This window comes from Actinophytocola algeriensis (genome assembly GCF_014203735.1).
GTDB lineage: Bacteria > Actinomycetota > Actinomycetes > Mycobacteriales > Pseudonocardiaceae > Actinophytocola > Actinophytocola algeriensis.
Genome location: NZ_JACHJQ010000004.1, coordinates 954,116 through 973,590 on the forward strand (window position 1 = coordinate 954,116; position 19,475 = coordinate 973,590).

General features: G+C 70.4%; 20 protein-coding genes. 14 read left to right on the forward strand and 6 right to left on the reverse strand.

All coding sequences use genetic code 11. The annotated features are described in order from the left end of the window. Positions 1 to 26: 26 nt before the first annotated feature. The gene (locus tag FHR82_RS22480; protein WP_184812411.1) at positions 27 to 533 is read right to left on the reverse strand and encodes a hypothetical protein; all 507 of its coding nucleotides are present in this window, start codon (positions 531 to 533) and stop codon (positions 27 to 29) included. A gap of 120 nt (positions 534 to 653) precedes the next feature. On the opposite strand from FHR82_RS22480, the gene FHR82_RS22485 reads away from it, so the two are divergent. From FHR82_RS22485 to smc, 4 genes are all read left to right on the forward strand, one after another. Further along, positions 654 to 935, forward strand: coding sequence for an acylphosphatase (locus FHR82_RS22485; protein WP_184812412.1), 282 nt, complete (start codon positions 654 to 656; stop codon positions 933 to 935). A gap of 181 nt (positions 936 to 1,116) precedes the next feature. Then, positions 1,117 to 1,635: a sigma-70 family RNA polymerase sigma factor gene (locus FHR82_RS22490; protein ID WP_184812413.1), complete on the forward strand. Its 519-nt coding sequence runs from the start codon at positions 1,117 to 1,119 to the stop codon at positions 1,633 to 1,635. A 14-nt stretch (positions 1,636 to 1,649) separates the two neighbouring features. Next, positions 1,650 to 2,354 (forward strand): anti-sigma factor, encoded by a 705-nt coding sequence (locus FHR82_RS22495; RefSeq protein WP_221464035.1) that lies wholly within the window; start codon positions 1,650 to 1,652, stop codon positions 2,352 to 2,354. Positions 2,355 to 2,451: 97 nt separating this feature from the next. Continuing rightward, positions 2,452 to 6,123, forward strand: coding sequence for a chromosome segregation protein SMC (gene smc / locus FHR82_RS22500; protein WP_184812415.1), 3,672 nt, complete (start codon positions 2,452 to 2,454; stop codon positions 6,121 to 6,123). Positions 6,124 to 6,176: 53 nt separating this feature from the next. Here the strand turns inward: smc and FHR82_RS22505 are convergent, their stop codons facing one another. Then, a complete protein-coding gene (locus tag FHR82_RS22505; RefSeq protein ID WP_184812416.1) occupies positions 6,177 to 6,656 on the reverse strand; it encodes a hypothetical protein in 480 nt (159 codons plus the stop codon). 191 nt (positions 6,657 to 6,847) lie between these two features. On the opposite strand from FHR82_RS22505, the gene FHR82_RS22510 reads away from it, so the two are divergent. Beyond that, complete coding sequence (locus tag FHR82_RS22510; RefSeq protein WP_184812417.1) at positions 6,848 to 7,786, forward strand: GNAT family N-acetyltransferase; 939 nt, start codon at positions 6,848 to 6,850, stop codon at positions 7,784 to 7,786. 22 nt (positions 7,787 to 7,808) lie between these two features. Next, entirely contained in the window at positions 7,809 to 9,077 is a 1,269-nt protein-coding gene (locus FHR82_RS22515; RefSeq protein WP_184812418.1) for a hypothetical protein, read from the forward strand. Here FHR82_RS22515 and FHR82_RS22520 read toward each other — a convergent pair. From FHR82_RS22520 to FHR82_RS22530, 3 genes are read right to left on the reverse strand one after another with little or no spacing between them, the layout of a single operon-like run. Next, entirely contained in the window at positions 9,074 to 9,943 is an 870-nt protein-coding gene (locus tag FHR82_RS22520; protein ID WP_184812419.1) for a hypothetical protein, read from the reverse strand. The two genes, FHR82_RS22515 and FHR82_RS22520, sit on opposite strands and share 4 nt — an antisense overlap. Before the next feature lie 11 nt (positions 9,944 to 9,954). After that, positions 9,955 to 11,583, reverse strand: a complete 1,629-nt coding sequence (locus FHR82_RS22525) for a sodium:solute symporter (RefSeq protein ID WP_184812420.1) — start codon at positions 11,581 to 11,583, stop codon at positions 9,955 to 9,957. Further along, positions 11,570 to 12,751: an anhydro-N-acetylmuramic acid kinase gene (locus tag FHR82_RS22530; RefSeq protein ID WP_221464188.1), complete on the reverse strand. Its 1,182-nt coding sequence runs from the start codon at positions 12,749 to 12,751 to the stop codon at positions 11,570 to 11,572. Before FHR82_RS22530 ends, FHR82_RS22525 begins: the two co-directional genes overlap by 14 nt. Positions 12,752 to 12,975: 224 nt before the next feature. On the opposite strand from FHR82_RS22530, the gene ngcE reads away from it, so the two are divergent. From ngcE to FHR82_RS22545, 3 genes are read left to right on the forward strand one after another with little or no spacing between them, the layout of a single operon-like run. After that, entirely contained in the window at positions 12,976 to 14,397 is a 1,422-nt protein-coding gene (ngcE, locus tag FHR82_RS22535) for an N-acetylglucosamine/diacetylchitobiose ABC transporter substrate-binding protein (protein ID WP_184812422.1), read from the forward strand. Between the two features lie 2 nt (positions 14,398 to 14,399). Beyond that, positions 14,400 to 15,371: a carbohydrate ABC transporter permease gene (locus tag FHR82_RS22540; RefSeq protein ID WP_311771217.1), complete on the forward strand. Its 972-nt coding sequence runs from the start codon at positions 14,400 to 14,402 to the stop codon at positions 15,369 to 15,371. Beyond that, the gene (locus FHR82_RS22545) at positions 15,368 to 16,288 is read left to right on the forward strand and encodes a carbohydrate ABC transporter permease (RefSeq protein WP_184812423.1); all 921 of its coding nucleotides are present in this window, start codon (positions 15,368 to 15,370) and stop codon (positions 16,286 to 16,288) included. The genes FHR82_RS22540 and FHR82_RS22545 overlap by 4 nt, the downstream gene beginning before the upstream one ends. A 1-nt stretch (position 16,289) precedes the next feature. Here FHR82_RS22545 and FHR82_RS22550 read toward each other — a convergent pair whose 3' ends face one another. Beyond that, entirely contained in the window at positions 16,290 to 16,463 is a 174-nt protein-coding gene (locus FHR82_RS22550) for a hypothetical protein (protein WP_184812424.1), read from the reverse strand. Between the two features lie 15 nt (positions 16,464 to 16,478). Here FHR82_RS22550 and FHR82_RS22555 point away from each other — a divergent pair, with 15 nt between their 5' ends. From FHR82_RS22555 to FHR82_RS22575, 5 genes are read left to right on the forward strand one after another with little or no spacing between them, the layout of a single operon-like run. Continuing rightward, positions 16,479 to 16,844 (forward strand): helix-turn-helix domain-containing protein, encoded by a 366-nt coding sequence (locus FHR82_RS22555; RefSeq protein WP_184812425.1) that lies wholly within the window; start codon positions 16,479 to 16,481, stop codon positions 16,842 to 16,844. Next, on the forward strand, positions 16,828 to 17,301 hold the full coding sequence (locus FHR82_RS22560; protein WP_184812426.1) for a DUF5753 domain-containing protein: 474 nt from the start codon (positions 16,828 to 16,830) through the stop codon (positions 17,299 to 17,301). Before FHR82_RS22555 ends, FHR82_RS22560 begins: the two co-directional genes overlap by 17 nt. Before the next feature lie 2 nt (positions 17,302 to 17,303). Then, a complete protein-coding gene (locus FHR82_RS22565) occupies positions 17,304 to 17,483 on the forward strand; it encodes a DUF397 domain-containing protein (protein WP_184812427.1) in 180 nt (59 codons plus the stop codon). A 34-nt stretch (positions 17,484 to 17,517) separates the two neighbouring features. Further along, a complete protein-coding gene (gene ftsY / locus FHR82_RS22570; RefSeq protein WP_184812428.1) occupies positions 17,518 to 18,786 on the forward strand; it encodes a signal recognition particle-docking protein FtsY in 1,269 nt (422 codons plus the stop codon). A gap of 10 nt (positions 18,787 to 18,796) precedes the next feature. After that, positions 18,797 to 19,372, forward strand: coding sequence for a nitroreductase family protein (locus FHR82_RS22575; protein ID WP_184812429.1), 576 nt, complete (start codon positions 18,797 to 18,799; stop codon positions 19,370 to 19,372). The last annotated feature ends 103 nt before the right edge of the window (positions 19,373 to 19,475 follow it).

Sequence of the window (19,475 nt, forward strand, 5' to 3'; positions counted from 1 at the left end):
TCGTCTTCACGTCGTCCGGACGGGGATCAATCCGTCGTCGAGCCACCAGAGCTGCTGCCACCGGGCGGCGGGTCCGTGGGCGGCGGGTCCGTCGTCGGGGGTGGGGTCGTGGTCGTCGTGGTGGTGGTCGTGGTCGTGCGGGGCGGCGTGGTCGTCGACTTCGTCGTGGTGGACTTCGTCGGCGGGGCCGGCGGCTGCGGCTCGTCGGTGGTGTCGTCGTTCGTGGTGGTGCGCTTCTTCGTGGTGGTGGTCGTGGTGGTCGACGTCGTGGTGGACGTGGTCGTCGACGTGGTGGTGGCGGACGTCGTCGTGGTCGACGTGTTGTCCGTCGTCGTGTCGCGCACCTCGATGGAGTCGCTCGTGCGCTCCGGCTGCGCTTCCCCGGTCTGGCCGCCCGCGAGCATGGCCACGGTCGCGAAGGCGGTCGACACGACCACTCCGGCGACACCGAGCGCGAGATACGGTGTGCGGCGCAGGGCGCCTCCCTGGTCGGTGGGCGGTGCCTCGTCCATCCGGTCCTCTGGTCCGAGCATCCCCGAAGCCCTCCTAGAATCGCTGCACGACCGATCGGTCACTGCAGGCAGCGCATCACAGCGCGGTAACTTAGCAGCTTTACCGAACGCAACATCGAACGAGCAGGAATCTCACGTTCCGTGGTTGACGCACACGTCCGGCTGACGGCCTGGGTACACGGCCGAGTTCAAGGGGTCGGGTTCCGCTGGTGGACCCGCAGCCGCGCCTCCGAGCTGGGACTGCGCGGGTACGCGAGCAACCTCGCCGACGGCAGGGTCGAGGTCGTCGCGGAAGGCCCCAGGCAGGACTGCGACGCCTTGCTCGGACTGCTGCGCGGCGGCACCACCCCCGGTCACGTCGATCTGGTCGTCGAGCGGTGGTCGGACGCCAAAGGAAACGTGACGGGGTTCGTGGAGCGCTAGCGCCGCGTCCACCAACGTGCGCCAACCTCAGCTGGGCCGACGGCAGTGGTGCGTGGCTCCGGGGCCCGGATCGCCGTGAAAGCGCCCTTCACAGCCCGTGCGGAACACCACCCAACGCCTGCGAACCCCAGCACCCAGCCCCGTCTGAACCTTTCCGACGACCTTCGCGTATGACTGGTGCGTGGGGAACACCCCGGACCAGGAAGACGAGCTCATCCGCGAGCTCTACAGCCGGTACCGCCGACCGCTCTACGGCTATGTGCTGCGTGCGGTCGGTGGTGACCACCAGTACGCCGAGGACGTCGTGCAGGAGACGCTGCTCCGCGCGTGGCGCAACAGCGACACGCTCAACCCCGAGCACGCGGGGCCGTGGCTCTACACGGTCGCCCGCAACCTCGTGGTCTCCGGCTACCGGAAGCAGAGCGCGCGGGTCGACGAGGTGCCGATCCTGGAACGGGACTGGCCGCGCCCCACCGACGAATTCGACCGCGTGCTGCAGGGCTGGCAGGTGGCCGAGGCCATGCGGGCGCTGTCCGCCGACCACCGCGCGGTGATCGGTGAGCTGTTCTTCACCAGACGGACCATCGCCGAGACCGCGAAGGTCCTCGGCGTGCCGCCGGGCACCGTCAAGTCGAGATCGTTCTACGCGCTTCGTGCGCTGCGCGACGCACTGGAGGAGAGAGGGGTGACCGAGCCGTGACCTGCCCCCACACGATGACCTTGGGTGTCTACCTGCTCGGCGCCCTGGAGCCGGCCGAGCGCTCCGCGTTCGAGGCGCACCTCTCCTACTGCGACATCTGCCGGGGCGAGCTGGTCCGCCTCTCGCCGCTGCCCGGCCTGCTGAACCAGATCAGCCCGGAGGACTTCGCCGACGACCTGCCACCGACCGGAGCGGAGGGCACGGCGGGGTCGCCGGTCGGCACGCAGGTCCAGCCGGTCACCGAACCGGTGCCGCTGCTCCCGATCCCCGAGCCGCGCGACACGCCCGTGCACCCGCTGCCGGAACTGCCGAGCCGGCGCCGGCACTGGCGGGTCGCCACGGCGGCCGCCGCGGTGATCGTGCTGACGGTCGCGGGTGTCTTCGGCTGGCGTGCGCTGCGGGAGCCGCCGCCCGTCGAAGGCATCACGTGGAGTACCGAGGTGGGTGCGACGAGTGTCCAGGCGCGGCTGATCGACCGGAAGTGGGGCACCGAGATCCTGTCCGAGATCCACGGTGCTCCCCCAGGTCGCCTGTGTTATCTGAAGGTGTACGACCACTACGGCAAGTACGAGGTCGCGGGGTGGTGGGGCACCGACCACGACCCGGACGCGGAGATCCCGGGGAGCACGTCCATGCCGCTCGGCAAGATCTGGAAGCTCGAGTACCTGCTGGACGACCGGGAGACGGTCGTGGCGACCATCCAGGCACCCGGCAGGTGACGTGACTCGGGTGGCACCTCCCACGTACTCGATCGACCCACGGGTACCCTCGGACGGATAGAACGGCCAATCCGCGGGCTGAGAGGGCCGGAGTCTCGTGCATTTGAAGAGCCTCACGCTCAAGGGCTTCAAGTCGTTCGCCTCGGCGACCACGCTGCGTTTCGAACCCGGGATCACGTGTGTCGTCGGCCCGAACGGGTCCGGCAAGTCGAACGTGCTGGACGCCCTGCGCTGGGTGATGGGGACCCAGGGCGCGAAGGACCTGCGCGGCGGCAAGATGGAGGACGTCATCTTCGCGGGCACCTCCGGCCGCGCCCCGCTTGGCCGTGCCGAGGTCAGCCTCACCATCGACAACTCCGACGGCGCGCTGCCGATCGAGTACACCGAGGTGTCGATCACCCGCCGCATGTTCCGCGACGGCGCGAGCGAGTACGAGATCAACGGCAACTCCTGCCGCCTGATGGACATCCAGGAGCTGCTCTCCGACTCCGGCATCGGCCGGGAGATGCACGTCATCGTCGGTCAGGGCCAGCTCGCGCAGATCCTCGAGTCGAAGCCGGAGGAGCGCCGCGCGTTCATCGAGGAGGCCGCGGGTGTCCTCAAGCATCGCAAGCGCAAGGAGAAGGCGCTGCGGAAGCTCGACGCGATGCAGGCCAACCTCACCCGGCTCACCGACCTGACCGCCGAGCTGCGCCGCCAGCTCAAGCCGCTCGGCAAGCAGGCCGAGATCGCCCGCAAGGCCCAGGCCGTGCAGGCCGACCTGCGGGACGCGCGGCTGCGCCTGCACGCCGACGACCTGGTCACGCAGCGCGGGGAGATCGCGAAGGAGCAGGCCGACGAGGCCGCCGCCCGCGCCCGCCGCCACGATGTCGAGCAGCTGCTCGAGGTCGCCGACGCGAAGCAGACCTCGCTGGAGGACCAGCTCGCGGTCGACGCGCCACGCCTCGCCGCCGCACAGGACACCTGGTACCGGCTCTCCGCGCTGGAGGAGCGGCTGCGCGGCACCGTGCGGCTCGCCGTCGAGCGCGAGCGGCACATGTCGGCGGCCGTCGACCTGTCCTCGAGCGGGCCGGACCCCGAGGAGCTGGAGCTGGAGGCCGAGGAGACGGCCATCCGCGAGGCCGAGCTGGGCGAGCACGTCGAGGTCGCCAGGGGCCTGCTCGGCGACACCGCCGAGCGGCGCGCCGAGCTGGAAGAGCAGGTGCGGGCCGCGGAGAAGGCGCACATGGCCGCCGTCCGCGCGGTCGCCGACCGGCGGGAGGGCCTCGCGCGCCTCGCCGGCCAGGTCGAGGCGCTGCGCAGCAAGACCGGCGCCACCGCCGAGGAGATCGACCGGCTCTCGGTCAACCTGGCCGAGGCCACCGAGCGGGCCGAGCTGGCCGCGGTCGAGCTGGCCGAGGCCCAGGAGGAGACCGGCATCGAGGACTCCGACGACGCCGGGCTGGCCGATCGCCACCTGCGTGCCGTCGAGGCGCAGAAGGCCGCGCAGGCCCGCGTCGAGGAGCTGGTGCGGGCCGAGCGGACCGCGGAGAAGGACATCGCGTCGTGGAAGGCCAGGGTCGACGCGCTGTCGATGGGCCTGAACCGCAAGGACGGCGCGGGTGTGCTGCTCGCCGCCGGCGACCGGCTGCCGGGCCTGCTCGGGTCGGTCGCGGCCCTGCTGACCGTCGAGCCCGGTGCCGAGGCCGCGCTGGCCGCCGCGCTGGGACCGGTCGCGGACGCGGTGGCGGTGGCCACGGGCGATGACGCCGTGGCCGCGCTCGAACTGCTGCGTGGCTCCGACGCGGGCCGCGCGGGGATCGTCGTGGGCGGCTGGTCCGACGGCACTGGCCACCATGACCGGACGAATTGGCCGGTGCTGCCGCAGGGCGCGCGCTGGGCCGTGGACCTCGTGCGGGCGCCCGAGGCGCTGCGGCCCGCGGTCGCGAAGGCACTCGACAAGGTCGCGGTCGTGGAGTCGCTGCCGATCGCGCGGCTGATCGTGGACGCCCACCCGTCGGTCCGGGCCGTCACGCCCGACGGTGACGTGCTGGGCGCGCACTGGGCGGTCGGCGGCACCTCGCGCGCGCAGAGCGTGATCGAGGTGCAGGCCGCGGTCGACGAGGCCAACGAGAAGCTCGCCGCCGCGGAGAGCGCCGCCGAGCGGGCCTCCGCCGCGCTGGCCGGTGCCCGTGCCGAGTCGACGGCCAGGCTCCAGGAGGCGCAGGCCACCGCGGAGGCCAAGAACGAGGCGAAGGTCCGTGCCGCCCGGTCCGCGGAGCGGCTGTCGCGGATGCAGACCGCGGTCCGGTCCGCGCAGGCCGAGGCCGAGCGCGTGCAGAACCAGCGGACCCAGGTCGAGGAAGCCAGGGAGCAGGCGCTGATCAAGCTCGCCGAGCTGGAGGAGCGCCTGACCGTCGCCGAGGACGAGACCGTGCTCGAGGACGAGCCGGACACCGTCGAACGCGACGAGGCGACGGCCGCGCTGGCCACCGCCCGCCAGCAGGAGATGGACGCCCGGCTTTCCCTGCGCACCGCCGAGGAGCGGCACCGCGCGCTGTACGGCAAGGCCGAGGAGCTGCGCCGCGCCGCACGTGCCGAGCGGGAGGCGCGGGAGCGGGCACAGCGGGCCATGGCCCAGCGGGCGCACGGCGCCGCGGTGGCGCGTGCGGTGGTCGGGAACGGTGAGCTGGCCCTGGAGCGGATCGCGCAGTCGCTGGCCGCGGCCGCCCGCGAGCGCGACACGGTGCAGTCCGAGCGGTACGACCGCGAGCGGGTGCTGCAGGAGGTCCGCAACCGGGTCCGTGAGCTGTCGACCGAGCTGGAGAAGCTGACCGACGCCGTGCACCGCGACGAGGTGCTGCGGGCCGAGCAGCGGCTGCGCCTCGAACAGCTCGAGACCAAGATCGCGGAGGCGTTCGGCATCGGCCTGGACGACCTGGTCGCCGAGTACGGCCCGGACGTGCCGGTGCCGCCGTCACCTGCCGAGCTCGCCGAGTACGAGGCGGCCAAGGAGGCGGGCGACCCGGTCAGCGAGCCGCAGCCGATCCCGTACCAGCGGTCCGCGCAGGAGCGCCGCGCCAAGCGCGCGGAGCGGGACCTCACGCTGCTGGGCAAGGTCAACCCGCTGGCGCTGGAGGAGTTCGCGGCCCTCGAGGAGCGCTACAAGTTCCTGTCCACGCAGCTGGAGGACCTGAAGGCGACGCGGCGCGACCTGCTGACCGTCGTCAAGGAGGTGGACGACAAGATCCTCGAGGTCTTCGCGTCCGCCTACCACGACGTGGCCCGCGAGTTCGAGACCGTGTTCTCGACCCTGTTCCCCGGCGGCGAGGGCCGCATGATCCTCACCGAGCCGGAGGACATGCTGACCACCGGCGTCGACGTCGAGGCCCGGCCGCCCGGCAAGAAGATCAAGCGGCTGTCGCTGCTGTCCGGTGGCGAGAAGTCGCTCGTGGCCGTCGGCATGCTGGTGGCGATCTTCCGCGCCCGCCCCTCGCCCTTCTACGTCATGGACGAGGTGGAGGCCGCGCTGGACGACGTGAACATGCGCCGCCTGATCGGTCTGCTGCAGGAGCTCCGGCACAACTCGCAGCTGATCATCATCACCCACCAGAAGCCGACCATGGACATCGCCGACGCGCTCTACGGCGTCAGCATGCGCGGCGACGGCATCACACAGGTGATCTCGCAACGCATGCACGGCGAGGACAACCCGAAGCCCAAGCCCCTGGCGGCGGCGGAACCGCAGGCAGAACCGGCGGCGGAACCGGAGCCCCAGCCCCAGAGCTGACAGCGAAACGCCCCCTTCCCGGCTCGGAAAGGGGGCGTTTCGGGGCTGGTGGGTCAGGCCGCGGCGGGGTTCGCGCCGGGCGCGGGCTTCGGCGCCCCGCGGAAGGCCATGAGGGCACCCCCGGCCGACGTGAGCGCGGCGATCAGGCCCAGGATCAGGCCGAACCCGGCACCGGACTCGATGCCGGAGCCACCGAGCAGGCTGAAGTCACCGATGCCGCCGTCGTCGGGCAGGATCAGCCACTGGAGCAGGATGAACAGGATGGCCACGCCGGACAGCGACAGCCAGATCAGCGGCAGGCGCGCCACCTGGACCCCGAAGTGCGGGGCGAGCACGAGGCCACCCGCCGCCATCAGCAGCAGCACGGACATCAGAGCGAAGAAGCCGGTGCTCCACGCGCTGAGGCTGCCGCCACCGAAGCCGGCCACGTCCACCGAGTACCACGGCAGGAAACTGAAGATGAAGGCTGCGAGACCGGCACCGATGCCAGCCCATTCCAGGGTAGAAACCCGCTTGACATCGAATTCAGCCATCGAGCATGGCCCTTCTGCGAAAAGAATTGCGAACGGTTTCGCCGGCGTCTCCGGCGAGGGCCAAGTATCGGCTGGTCAGGGGCCGGTTTTGAGGGGCTGCGGCGAACGCTGCCCCGCCGGTCGCCGGGTGTCGCCCGAAGGGGCAGTAATCCACTCGCGCGGAGCGGGTGCGGCAGTTCAGGATTTCGTACATGTATGACGTTCGAACCGCGAACCCGGCCGATCGGGAGGCCGTGATCGCGCTGGTGGCGCGGCTGCAGCACGAGCCAGCCCACCGGATCGCCTTCCACGGTGAGACCCCGCAGGAGGTGGCCGAGGAACTGGCCGCCATCGAACCCGCATGGCCCGCGTGTGCCGTGGTCGCCGAGGACCGGGGCGGCCGCGTGCGCGGTGCCCTGTCCGTCGAGGTCGACCCCGGGCAGCGGCGCGCCTACCTGTACGGCCCGTACGTGGACGTACCCGCCAACCACCCCGCCGCGGGCAACCTGTGGCAGGCCACGGCCGACGCGATGCTCGAGCAGGCCCTGCGGCTGCCCGCCCTCGCAGGCGTGCGCGTCCTGGAACTGTTCGGTCACAGCGAGAACCGGCTCCTCGCCGACTTCGCCGCCCGCCACGGCATGCGGGCGGCCATGTCCACGCGTTGCTTCACGCTCACGGCCGCGCCCCTGCGCAGCCTGCTCGTCCGCCACACCCCCGACGACCGCGTCGTCCCGCTGCCTGCCGACCCGGCGATCAAGGCCGCGGTGGCCGGGCTGCACGACCGGTGCTTCCCCGGCGCGCCGACGAACGGGGCTCAGCTCGTGGCCGGTGACCGGCACCGGGTGGTGGTCCTGCTGGGCGAGAACGGCCTGCTCGGCTACGCGGGCGGGTACACGCAGGCCGAGGAGTACTACGTGGACGTGGTGGGCGTCGCGGAGGACGCGCGCTCGTGCGGGGTCGGCAGGGCGCTGGTGCGGCGGCTGCTCGGCGAGCTGTCGGCGGCCGACGGGGTCCGGGACCGGGCGGCGGCACTGATCCGGTCCGGGAACGACCCGTCGGAGCGCATGTTCACGAAACTCGGCTTCGAGCTGGCGGAGGAGTTGGTGAGCTACCGGTCCGACATCGCGACCGCGCACCGGCCCGCCGTGTGACCGGGGGGACTAGGTTGAGCGGATGACCGTCGACCTGGACGACTTCGAGGACGCCGAGGACCTGGCCGAGCTGCTGGGCCTGCCAGAGCAGCTGCCCGGCCTGGTCGTGCCGCCGCTCGCCGAGCTGGCCGCGGTGGCACGGGAGAGCGAGCTGATGCGGCGGGTCGCCGCGCTCGTCGCGTGGGTGGGCGAACGGCGGGAGGTCACCGAGGAGGGTGACCTGACCGAGCCCGACGCGGCGGAGGCGGCGGAGCACCTCGGCGCCACCCCGGCCGAGCTGCTGCTGTACTGGGAAGCCGCGCTGGCCACGGACCTCGTGGTGGTGTCCGCGGACGACAGCGAGGCGGACGCGAACGCGGACCTGTGGCCGACCGGCGAGGACCAGGAGGACCTCGGCACGTGGACGGCCGCGTTCACGCAGATCCTGCCGAGCGTGGAGATCGACGCCGAGCTGGCGGGTGACGAGGACCTCGACCTGGCCGCGCTCGGCTCGCTGGCACTGCCGATGTTCCTCATGCGCGGCGCGGGTGTGCCGATGGCGGACCTGCGGGAGTCCGCGCACGAGATCGCGGCGGAACACCTCGAGGACGACACGGCGTGGGACGCGTGGGTGGCGGCACACGGCGACCCGGCCGAGGCGCTGCTCAACCGCCTGATCGAACACGGCGCGGTGGAGGTGGACGGCGAGACGGCGCGCCTGACCCCGCTGGGCCTGTTCGCGATGCGTGAGGAGCTGGTGGAGGGCGGCATCGAGATCCCGCTCCTGCCGCCGGTGGCGGACATGACGGCGGCGGACCTGCTGTCGGCGGTGGGCGGCCTGACCGAGGACGAACTCACCGGGCTGACCACCGAGTGGCTCGACGGCCACGAACCCGCGGACCTCCTCGCCGCCGCGTCCGAGGCGACCCCGCAGGCCCGCGTGCACGCGACCACGGTGCTGGGCGACGTGCCCGGCACCCAGTGGGAGTCGGTCCTGGACGACGAGATGCTCCGGCCGTACGCGCTGGTGGCGCTGGACCGCGAGCTGGCGCCGGCGGAGCTCGCGCTGCTGCTGGTGGACCTGCTGGCCGCGACCGCCGACCAGCTCGGCACCTACGACGAGGTGGTGGCGGGGGAGATGTTCGTGTCCATCGTGCCGCCGGGCCAGGAGCAGGAGGTCCTCGCCGCCGCGTGGCGCCTCCCGCACCCGCAGACGTACGAGGTACTGACCCTCATCGGCGCCCACCACCCGGACAAGCAGGTGGCGAAGGCCGCCCGCACGGCCGCGCACAAGGCCCGCTCGGCAGGCTAGCCCCGCAGGGGCCGCGGGTCAGGACGGAGGGCGCGGCGGGCGACGTCCCACTCCGCGTCGGCGTGGGACGCCAGTGCCTCGTCGTCGCGGCGGCCGGTCGCGGCCAGGTGCCCGGCCAGCCCGTACGGCAGCCGCCGGACCGGCCAGCCCGGCCACGCCCCCTGGACGTCCGCGAGCAGGCGGGAGGGCACGAAATCGTCCGACCAGTAATTCAGGACCCGCTGGTCCAGGTCGATGACGACGCCCGCGTCGACGGAGTCCTCCCACGGGGTCTCGTACGGCGCCTCCTCGCGGAGTGCATCGACGAGCGCAGACCCGTGGACCAGCCACGGCAGCAGGCTGTCGGCGTCGGTGAAGCGGCGCTCGAGCTGGTAGTCGAGGACGTGGAGATCCGCGGTGACGACGCTGATCAGGTGGCCCTCGTCCAAGGCCCACTCGTCCCGGTCCGCCAGCGGCAGCTCCGCCAGCGGCCGGAACGACAGGTCGTACGGCTCGATCACATGCCGCGCTCCCGGGACCACGTCACCCAACTCCTCGCGGCCGCCCCACGCGAACCCGGCGTCCCAGCCGTCCCAGTGCCGCGCTTTCCTGATCCGCATGTCCAGGCCCTCGTGGTGGATGCCCTTCAGGTCACACGGGAAGGTCCGGAACACGAGGTCACGCAGATCGAGCGCGACGCCCCGGCACGTCGAGGCACCGAAGCGCACGGGGCCTTCGGGCGTGAGGAGCGAGCCGTCGGCGCGCACCCAGTCGATGACCTCGGTGCGCGCCGCCTCGTCGGTCAGGTCCCAGGCACCCCACTTGGTCTCTGCCCACCAGCTCGACCCGTCGTCGTCTCGTAGCAAGTAGCCCGTGTAGCAACCCATGCTTCACGTATCTACGCGGCCTTGGCCGCCGCTGCCTCCTCGACGTCCGGTTCCGGCCGCCGGGGGTGGCGCAGCGACAGCAGACCGCCGACCACCAGCGTCACGATGACCCCGAGCGGGGTGTACCACCAGGTCGTCAACGTCCGCACGCCCTCCGCAGGCGCGGCGGCCGAGAAGTCGATCCGGATCGACGTCCACTCCGCGTACCCGTTGGCCACCGGGTCGGCCGCCGCCGACGGGCCGGCGAACTTCACGCCGAGGATCACGAACGTCATCACCACGACCGTCGCCACGAACGCGACCAGCGCGTCGAACTGCCTGGCACGCCTGAAGATCAGGCCCAGCAGGAACGCGCCGAGCAGCGCGCCGTAGGTGTAGCCGGTGATGCCGAGCGCCTGCACGACGATCGGGTCGGCGGTCGTCCGGTTGGCGGTCGCGAACAGGCCGGCGCACACGATCAGCAGACCGGCCCACACGACGGTCCAGATCCGGCCCAGCCGCAGGCGGTCGGCGTCCGACAGGGGCCGCCGCGACACCCGCTCGTACACGTCGGTCACCGTCGCCGACGCCAGCGCGCCCAGCGACGAGGACAGCGCGGCGGCGAGGATCCCCGCGATCACGAACCCGGACAGCCCGGACGGCAGCTCGGTCACGATGAAGTTCGCGAACAGCTCGTCCTTGTTGCCCAGCCCGAGACCACCGGACGACGTGGGGTCCGTCGGCACCGCGGCCTGGTAGAAGGCCCACATCATCACGCCGATGAACAGGAAGAACGCGAACTGCAGGAACACCACGACACCGCTCGCGATCAGCGCCTTCTGCGACGCGCGCACGTCCCCGGTCGACATGAGCCGCTGCACGATCAGCTGGTCGACACCGTGGGACGCCATCGCGAGCAGCGCGCCGCCGAAGAACGCGGCCAGGAACGGGAAGCCGCCGGTCAGCGGGTCGGACGAGAAGTCGAACAGCTGGAACTTCGACGCGTCCACGGCCTCGCCGAACCAGCCGGACGGCAGCGCCTGCGCCAGCGCGACCACGACGATGACGCCACCGAGGACGTACCAGAGCATCTGGATCGCGTCGACCCACACGACCGCGCGCACCCCGCCGACGAACGTGTAGAACACCATCGCGATGCCCAGCACGGTCACGATCACCCAGTACGACGCGTGCACCCCGTACGCGGCCAGCACGACCTTGATCGGGATCGCGGTGGCGAACAGCCGGATGCCGTCCGCGAGCAGGCGGGTGAACTGGAACGTCACCGAAGCGGTCGCGCGCATGCCGTCGCCGTACCGCTTGCCCAGGAACGCGTACGCGGTCACGAGGTCACCCGCGACGTAGCGCGGCAGCAGCACGAACGACACGATGATCCGGCCGACGATGTACCCGAGCGCGAGCGTCAGGTAGGTCATGCCGCCCGCCGCGGGTGGCGCGAGGTAGGCCACCACCGGCACCGACAGCACGGTCAGCGTCGAGGTCTCCGCGGACACGACCGACAGGCACACGACCCACCACGAGATCTTCTTCTCGCTGACGAAGTAGTCGGTGGCGGACTTCTGCCGCCCGCCGATCAGGATGCCGAGCAGCGGCATCCCGACCAGGAAGATCACGATGATCGCGACGTCAAGCGCGCGCATGGGTCTCTCCTGCCTTCTCTGCGGTCTTGTCGCCGTCACGCACGCGCAGGCGCGTGACCTGGGTTGTCGCTGGGCTGGGCAGCACCAGGGGCCCGTTGCCCGGCGTGACGGTGCCCAGGAGCCGGGGGCCGCGCGAGCCCGTGGTGCCCGTCGTGTCGGCCGGTGACCCGGCCCAGGTCAGGAAGCCGAGCAGGGCCGTCAGGTAGGCCTCCTTGGCATCCGACGGCAGGCCGAGCGCGTCGCTCGTGACCAGCGTGGCCGGGTCGAGCCGCCCGCGCAGCGCGGCCATCAGCGTCGGGTTGCGCACGCCGCCGCCGGACGCGACCACCCTGGTCACGCCGTGCGTGCGGCACGCGTCGGCGACGGTGGCCGCGGTCAGCTCGACGAGCGTGGCGAGCAGGTCGTCGCCCGCGACGTGCTCGACCTTCTCGAGCGCCGAGGTGAGGTACCCGGAGTGGAAGTGCTCCTTGCCGGTCGACTTCGGCGGGGCGAGCGCGTAGTACGGGTCGGCCAGCAGGACGTCGAGGAGCTCCGGCACGACCGTGCCCTGTGCGGCGAGGTCGCCGTCGACGTCCTGGTGCCACACCCCGCCGGAGATCATCCGCGCGGCCGCGTCGAGCAGCGCGTTGCCCGGCCCGGTGTCGAACGCGAGCGCGGGCCGGTCGGGTGCGACGACGGTGATGTTGGCGATCCCGCCGATGTTGAGCGCGGCCGTGGTCTCGGTGCTGTCCCGCAGCCACAGCCGGTCGAGGACACCGGCGAGCGGCGCGCCGTGCCCGCCCGCGGCGATGTCCCTGGCCCGCAGGTCGGACACCACGGGCAGCCCGGTCGCCTCCGCGATCCACGCGGGCTGGCCGAGCTGCAGCGTGCCGAGGGCGCGATTGCCCTCGACCCAGTGGTGGACGGTCTGCCCGAGCGACGCGACCAGGTCGGCGCGCCCGTCCGCGATCGTGGCGAACGCGTGGGCCGCGGCCGCCGCGAAGGCCTGGCCCACCGCGGTGTCGAGCTTGCAGATCTGCTCGGCGGTGGTCCCGTTCGGCGGCAGCACCCCGAGCAGCGCGGTCCGCAGGTCCGCGGGGTAGGGCAGCTCGGTGTGCCCGACGGGCCGTAGCTCGACGATGTCACCGATCAGCCGCAGTTCGGCGACGCTTACGTCCACGCCGTCCATGGACGTTCCGGACAGCAGTCCGATCACCCGGCACGAAGTCACGGCTTTGTGGCTAATGGACACCGTCCGACCACGCAAGTCGTGTGGTTACTTCTTGACCAAATCGATGTCCAAAGTGGTTGAGTGTTGGCGGCCGAAGGTATAGACCAGGGCGATAATGTGTCACCCTGCTGTCGGGGGCGGGTTCTCCACCGGCGACGATGCCAAGACCACGAGGAGCGAGCATGACCAATTTTTCGGCGGACTGGAGCAGGAGGAACTTCCTGCGGGGGGCACTTGCCACCGGCGCGCTCGTGCTGCCGGGCAGCGGGTTCCTCGCGGGCTGCGCCACCTCCGGCGGCGGTCAGGAGCAGACCGAGGGTGAGAAGACCGCTGACAACCCGCTCGGCGTGCCGACCGACCAGCCCCTCGAGATCTACATCTTCAACGGCGGGTTCGGTGACAAGTACGCCACCGGCATCCACGAGCCGATGTACTCCAAGAAGTACCCGGACGCCAAGATCAACCACAAGGCCGAGGTCGACATCGCGGGTGCGCTGCAGTCCCGCTTCGTCGGCGGCAACCCGCCGGATTTCGTGAACGACTCGGGTGACGGCCAGATCCCGCTCGGCCAGCTGGTGTCCGACGACCAGCTGTACGACCTGACGGACCTGTTCGAGGCGCCGAGCTGGGACGACCCGAACAAGAAGGTCAAGGACACCCTCGTACCGGGTGCGATCCAGCAGGGCACCTTCGGCGACAAGCCCTACGTGCTGCACATGGCGCTGACGGTCTTCGGCCTCTGGTACAACAAGACGCTCTTCGACGAGCACGGCTGGACCCCGCCGAAGACGTGGGCCGACATGACCGAGCTGTCCAAGGACATCAAGGCCGCCAACATCGCGCCGTGGGCCTACCAGGGCATCCACGCCAGGTACATGACCTGGCCGCTGCTCACCATGGCCGCCAAGCTCGGTGGCCCGGACGTCCTCAAGGCGATCGACAACCTCGAGAAGGGCGCCTGGCAGCACGAGGCGATCAAGGAGTCCGCCAACGCGCTCGCCGGCCTGCGCTCCGCCGGGTACTACCTGTCCGGCACCGAGGGCATGGACCACATTCAGTCGCAGAACGCCTGGAGTGAGGGCAAGGCCGCGTTCATCCCGTGTGGTTCCTGGCTCGAGAGCGAGCAGAAGGACGTCACGCCGGAGGGCTTCGAGTTCGCGTTCACGCCGGAGCCGCTGCTCTCCGGCGACTCGGCGATGCCGTTCGAGACGATCTACGCCGCGCCGGGCGAGCCCTACATCGTGCCCAAGCAGGCGAAGAACCCGCGCGGCGGCCTGGAGTACATGCGGATCATGCTCTCCAACGAGGGTGCGAAGGGCTTCACCAAGGAGACCTCCAGCCTCACCGTCGTGGACGGCTCCGCCGACGGTGTCGAGCTGCCCGCGGGTCTCACCTCCGCGAAGAAGGCGCTGGACGCCGCGGGCGACGACGTCGTCAGCTGGATGTACCAGACCTGGTACGCGAAGATGTGGAACCCGGGCATCAACGCGCACATCGGCGACCTGCTCGCCGCCCGCAAGTCGGTCGACGAGTTCACCGCCGCGTGTGAGGCGGAGGCCCAGAAGGTCCGCGACGACGACTCGATCACGAAGTACACGCGCTAGCAGTGGCACGTAAGCAGACCGTGCGTGGGCGGGTCTCGAAGCCGGGACCCGCCCTCCAGCACGGCAAGTACCTGTTCATCGTGGCCTTCCTGCTGCTGCCGGTGGGGATCTACGGGTTGTTCGTGGTCTCCCCGTACGTGCAGGCCATCTTCATCTCGATGACGGACTGGACCGGTCTGACGGCGAGCCAGAAGTGGGTCGGCTTCGACAACTACGTGAAGCTGTTCGCCGACGAGCAGTTCCTGGTGGCGCTGAAGAACAACGCCATCCTGCTGGTCGTCGTGCCTGCCGTGACCGTCCTGCTGGGACTGTTCTTCGCGTCGATGCTCAACGTCGGCAGGCGTGGCAAGTCGGGTGTCGAGGGTGTGCGCGGGTCGTCGGTCTACAAGATCGTCTACTTCTTCCCGCAGGTGCTCTCGGTGGCGATCGTCGGCGTGCTGTTCAAGTACGTCTTCGCCCCGACCGAGGCGGGCGGCATCCTCAACGGGTTCCTGCGCGCCATCGGTCTGGACTCGATCGCGCTGCCGTGGCTCGGCGACCCGAACTTCGCGTTCTGGTGCGTCGTCCTGGTCATGATCTGGTCGTTCGTCGGGTTCTACGTCGTGCTCTTCTCGGCGGCGATGCAGTCGATCCCGAAGGACATCTACGAGGCGGCGCTGCTCGACGGCGCGAACCGGTTCACCACCTTCCGGCACGTGACCCTGCCGCTGGTGTGGGACACCGTGCAGGTCGGCTGGGTGTACCTCGCGATCCAGGCCATGGACGCGTTCGCGTTCGTCCACATCATGCTCGGCATCTCCGGCGGCCCGTCCAGAGCCGGTGACGTGCTGGGCGTGGCGCTGTACCGCAGTGCCTTCAACGACTACCGGTTCGGCTACGCCTCGGCACTCGGCGTGGTCCTGCTGGTGCTGACGCTGATCGTCGCGGTGCTGTTCCTGCGGGTGGCCCGGCGGGAACGGGTGGAGCTGTCATGACGACGACTGTCGAACGACCCGTCGACACGGATCCGGCGCCCCGGCGGCGCACGGGTGCCGGCGCGGGCACGGGTGCGCTGAACCTGTTGAACGGCGGGTTCCTGCTGTTCTGGGGCCTGCTCACGGTGTTGCCGCTGTTGTGGGCGGTGGTGTCGTCGTTCAAGACCAACACGGAGTTCCTGTCCGACCCGTGGGGCCTGCCCGCGGTCGCCCGGTTCGAGAACTTCGCGCGGGCCTGGACGGTCGCCAACATCGGGCAGTACTTCGTGAACAGCGTCATCGTGGTCGCCATCTCGGTGCCGCTCACGATGTTGTTCGGCGCCATGGCCGCGTACGTGCTGTCGAGGTACACGTTCCCCGGCAACCGGGCGATCTACTTCCTGTTCGTCGGCGGGATGATCTTCCCGGTGTTCCTGGCGCTGGTGCCGCTGTTCTTCGTGGTCCGCAACCTGGGCACGATCCCGGTGATCGGCGAGTTCCTGGGGCTCAACAGTCTCATCTCGCTGGCACTGGTGTACGTGGCGTTCTCGATGCCGTTCACGGTCTTCTTCCTGACCGCGTTCTTCCGCACGCAGCCGACGTCCATCGCCGAGGCCGCGATCGTCGACGGCTGCTCGCACTTCGGCCTGTTCTTCCGGGTCATGCTGCCGATGGCGAAGCCGGGGCTGATCAGCATCGGCCTGTTCAACGTGCTGGGGCACTGGAACCAGTACGTGCTGCCGGTGGTCCTGATGAACGAGCCGGACAAGAAGGTCCTCGCGCAGGGCCTCGCGTCACTGGCGATCAGCCAGGGCTACCGCGGTGACTGGACGGCGTTGTTCGCCGGTCTGGTGATCGCGTTGTTGCCGGTGCTGATCGTGTACATCCTGTTCCAGAAGCAGGTCCAGGCCGGGTTGACGGCGGGCGTGCTGAAGTAGCTCACCCGGTCGGCCGCGCGGCGAACTCCCGCCGCGCGGCCGCACCGAGGTCGACGAGCTTGTCGAGGTTCTCCCGGCCCAGGGTGAGCACGTAGTCGTCCCGGTAGCCGAAGTAGAGGGTCGCGATCTCGTTGTCGTGGTCGATCTCGTAGCGCATCGAGATCCCGGACCGCATCTCGATCCACGACGAGTGGTAGACCTCGGGCAGCTCGGGCTCACGTTGCGGCGGCTTCGCGAAGGGGCGGGCAAGTCGCAGCAGGCGGCCGCCGAGTGGATCGGGAAGGTTCGCTCGCAGCTCGTGGAGCTGGAGGACGGCCGGGGCACACTCGCGTCCGACACACTCGAGAACCTGCTCGACCTCTACGGCGTCACCGGCGGCGAGCGGGAGACGGTCCTCGAACTCGGCGCGCTGGCGAGAGCGCGGCAGAAGCGCCGGGCCTACACCGACCTGCTGCCGGGGTCCTTCCAGCGGTTCGCCGACCTGGAGGCGAGCGCGTCCGAGATCAACTGCTACGAGTTCGGCATCATCCCGGGTCTCCATGATCGACGACGGTGACGGCGTCTGGTGGCAGCCCTCGAACGCGGAATTGCAGGAGCGGGTCTCCTTCCGCCTCGATCGTCAGGAGAAGACACTCGGCTCCGCCGAACCGAAGACCCTTCGCTTCGTCCTGACCGAGGACGCGCTCACCGGCGCTGTCGGCAGTCCGGCCGTCATGCGCGAACAACGGCTGCATATCCTGAAGTTGTTGGAGAACAACGACAACCTGACGGTGCAGGTGCTGCGTTCCGAGACCTACGGCAATCCCGCCCGCGGGGGAGGGATGACGATCCTCGGGTTCGGTGACAAGGGCTCGCCGATCGGGTTCTCGTCCGTCGTGTTCGGTCCGTCCACATACTTCGATCAGGACGCCGACACCGCAGATCAGATGCGTGCGTTCCGGCGTCTGCAAGAGTTGGCGCTCAATCAGGACGACTCCGTTCGGTTGATCCGTCAGATCGACGAGGAGGGTTGACCATGCGTGACACCGGGTGGTTCAAGAGCACGTTCAGCAGCACCGCGAGCGACAACTGCGTCGAGGTGCGCTTATCCGACAGCGGGGCCCGGGTGCGGGACTCCAAGAATCCGGCCGCGGTCCTGGCCGTGGACGTGCCCGCGATGGTGGCCGTGGTGAAGGCGGGCCTGCTCGACCGCTGACACCCCTGTGCCGGGGTGATGCGAGGATGGCGGCGTGTCGAGCACCGTGATAGTGATCATTGTCGCCGTAGTCGTGCTGCTCGCGCTCGCGGTCATCGCGGGCGTGGTGCTGAACCGCAGGCGGCGGATCAACCTGACGGAGAAGCCGTCGGTCGAGGAGAAGCCCGTCAAGGGCGGCTACCAGACCGGCAGCGGCATCAGCTTCACACAGGGCGGCCCCAAGACAGCCGCCCCACCGGACGAGGTGGTCGAGGCCGAGCCGGAGGAGGTCGAGGCCGCCGTCGAGGCGGGTCCCGAGGTCATCCCGGCCGAACCCACGATCGTCGACGAGGTCGCACCGACCGAGCCGCCGGCCCCGATCGAGGAGATCGACCCCACCGAGGGCCGCCTGGAGCGGCTCCGCGGCCGCCTGTCCCGCTCCCGGTCCGCCTTCGGGCAGGGGCTGCTGGGCCTGCTCGGCGCCGGTGACCTGGACGAGGACTCCTGGACCGAGGTCGAGGACACCCTCCTCCTCGCCGACCTGGGCGCCGCCACCACCACCGAGATCGTCGAGCGCCTCCGCACGGAGCTGGTCGCCCGCGGTGTCCGCACCTCCGACCAGGCCCGCACCCTGCTCCGCGAGGTGCTGGTGGACGCGCTGCACCCCGAGATGGACCGCGCCGTCCGCGCACTGCCACACGAGGACAACGGCACCAAGTTCCCCGCGGTGGTGCTGGTGACGGGCGTCAACGGCACGGGCAAGACCACGACCACCGGCAAGCTCGCCAGGGTGCTGGTCGCGGACGGCCGTACGGTCATGCTGGGGGCCGCCGACACGTTCCGCGCCGCGGCCGTCGAGCAGCTGGCCACCTGGGCGGAGCGGGTAGGCGCCGAGGTGGTGCGCGGCAAGGAGGGCGCGGACCCGGCCGCGGTGGCGTTCGACTCGGTCAAGCGCGGCGTGGAGACCGGCGTGGACGCGGTCCTGGTCGACACGGCGGGCCGCCTGCACACCAAGACCGGCCTGATGGACGAGCTGGGCAAGGTCAAGCGAGTGGTCGAGAAGCAGACCAAGGTGGACGAGGTCCTGCTGGTCCTGGACGCCACGACCGGCCAGAACGGCCTGACGCAGGCGAGGGTGTTCGCCGAGGTCGTGGACATCACCGGCATCGTGCTCACCAAGCTCGACGGGACCGCGAAGGGCGGCATCGTCTTCCAGGTGCAGCGCGAGCTGGGCGTACCGGTCAAGCTGGTCGGCCTGGGCGAGGGCGCGGACGACCTGGCACCGTTCGAACCGGGCGCGTTCGTCGACGCGCTCCTGAACTGAGGGGCGGGCCATGGAGTTCCAGGACGTCGTTCGCAAGCGCAGGATGGTCCGGAAGTTCCACGCCGACCGCCCGGTCCCGAAGGACGTGCTCGAGCGGATCCTGCACAACGCGACCCGCGGCCCGTCGGCGGGCTTCTCCCAGGGACAGGCGTTCCTGGTGCTGGAGGGCGAGGACCTGCGGAAGTTCTGGGAACTGCGCCCGATGAACAACGGCGTGTCCACGGCCCCACTGGTGATCGTCCCGATGGCCTGCAAGAACGTGTACCTGGACCGCTACGCGGAACCGGACAAGGGCTGGACCGACCGCGACGAGTCCCGCTGGCCGGTCCCGTTCTGGCACATCGACACCGGCATGGCGGCGCTGCTGATCCTGCAGACCGTCGTGGACCAGGGCCTCGGCGCCCTGTACTTCGGCATCGTCCCCGACAACGTGGCCCCGTTCCGGGAGCTGTACGGCGTCCCGGACGACCACGAACCCATCGGCGCGATCGCGATCGGCTACTCCGACGAACCGGAACAGTCGGGCTCGCCGAAGAAGCGCGGCCGCCGCGCGACCGACGACGTAGTGCACTACGGCCGCTGGTGACCTGCCCTGTGCCGTGAAAGACATCCCAGGAGCTTGGGTGTCAAGCGGCAGTCTTGCTGGTTTTCTGGGTGTGGTGTGCCCAGGCGGTGGTTTCGTCGTAGAG

What these genes read in the sequence shown, in the direction of transcription:
- FHR82_RS22560 (WP_184812426.1), top strand. Translation starts at nt 16,828, where the DNA reads ATGATCGACGACGGTGACGGCGTCTGGTGGCAGCCCTCGAACGCGGAA.
- FHR82_RS22550 (WP_184812424.1), bottom strand. Translation starts at nt 16,463, where the DNA reads ATGCGGTCCGGGATCTCGATGCGCTACGAGATCGACCACGACAACGAG.
- FHR82_RS22520 (WP_184812419.1), bottom strand. Translation starts at nt 9,943, where the DNA reads ATGGGTTGCTACACGGGCTACTTGCTACGAGACGACGACGGGTCGAGC.
- ngcE (WP_184812422.1), top strand. Translation starts at nt 12,976, where the DNA reads ATGACCAATTTTTCGGCGGACTGGAGCAGGAGGAACTTCCTGCGGGGG.
- FHR82_RS22545 (WP_184812423.1), top strand. Translation starts at nt 15,368, where the DNA reads ATGACGACGACTGTCGAACGACCCGTCGACACGGATCCGGCGCCCCGG.
- FHR82_RS22515 (WP_184812418.1), top strand. Translation starts at nt 7,809, where the DNA reads ATGACCGTCGACCTGGACGACTTCGAGGACGCCGAGGACCTGGCCGAG.
- FHR82_RS22525 (WP_184812420.1), bottom strand. Translation starts at nt 11,583, where the DNA reads ATGCGCGCGCTTGACGTCGCGATCATCGTGATCTTCCTGGTCGGGATG.
- FHR82_RS22505 (WP_184812416.1), bottom strand. Translation starts at nt 6,656, where the DNA reads ATGGCTGAATTCGATGTCAAGCGGGTTTCTACCCTGGAATGGGCTGGC.
- FHR82_RS22495 (WP_221464035.1), top strand. Translation starts at nt 1,650, where the DNA reads ATGACCTTGGGTGTCTACCTGCTCGGCGCCCTGGAGCCGGCCGAGCGC.
- FHR82_RS22480 (WP_184812411.1), bottom strand. Translation starts at nt 533, where the DNA reads ATGCTCGGACCAGAGGACCGGATGGACGAGGCACCGCCCACCGACCAG.
- FHR82_RS22510 (WP_184812417.1), top strand. Translation starts at nt 6,848, where the DNA reads ATGTATGACGTTCGAACCGCGAACCCGGCCGATCGGGAGGCCGTGATC.
- FHR82_RS22575 (WP_184812429.1), top strand. Translation starts at nt 18,797, where the DNA reads ATGGAGTTCCAGGACGTCGTTCGCAAGCGCAGGATGGTCCGGAAGTTC.
- FHR82_RS22530 (WP_221464188.1), bottom strand. Translation starts at nt 12,751, where the DNA reads ATGGACGGCGTGGACGTAAGCGTCGCCGAACTGCGGCTGATCGGTGAC.
- FHR82_RS22565 (WP_184812427.1), top strand. Translation starts at nt 17,304, where the DNA reads ATGCGTGACACCGGGTGGTTCAAGAGCACGTTCAGCAGCACCGCGAGC.